The organism is Belnapia arida, assembly GCF_016773205.1.
Lineage (GTDB): Bacteria > Pseudomonadota > Alphaproteobacteria > Acetobacterales > Acetobacteraceae > Belnapia > Belnapia arida.
The window spans coordinates 1-505 of sequence record NZ_JAETWB010000177.1 but is presented as its reverse complement, the minus strand read 5'-3'; the positions used below and the strand labels follow the sequence as shown (position 1 = coordinate 505).

Sequence of the window (505 nt, the reverse complement as noted above, 5' to 3'; positions counted from 1 at the left end):
ATGCGAAAAGGCACAAAGGTCGCCTTCGGGTTGGTCGATCGGAATTGGTTCCGGACGCCCGAGTTCGCGTGGCCACCGACATCACGGTCCGGGTGCCGCTCGCTGTTTGACGTCGGCCGGGGCGGAAGGCGGTGGTAACCCCGGTGCAGTAAGGTGGCCCGGTTGTCGCCACGCGTGCGGACCCGACGCTGGTGAAGGCGCCTGCCCGAGCGTTCCGGTACCAGCGGCTGCTGGACGAGGAGAGGTACGCGTCCATCAGCGAGATGGCGGCGGCGGAGCAGATTGAGCGGGGGTATCTGGGGTCGCTGCTCCGCCTGACGCTGCTGGCGCCGGAGATCGTGGAGGCGATCCTCGACGGCGAAGCTTCGTCTCTCTTCGGATTGCCACAGCTTATAGAACCGCTTCCGCTAAGAGCGTCTTGCTCTGTCGCGAGCCTATCCGGGCAGGATGAGGCCTGAAGTCCCACTTTGGAGATCATGGACAATGAACTGCTCCGCTTTGCCCG

Annotated in this window: 1 protein-coding gene; it reads left to right on the top strand. The window is 64.6% G+C overall.

The features are described from left to right. The first annotated feature begins 191 nt into the window (after positions 1–191). The gene (locus tag JMJ56_RS34655; RefSeq protein ID WP_236039085.1) at positions 192–458 is read left to right on the top strand and encodes a hypothetical protein; all 267 of its coding nucleotides are present in this window, start codon (positions 192–194) and stop codon (positions 456–458) included. Positions 459–505: the final 47 nt, after the last annotated feature.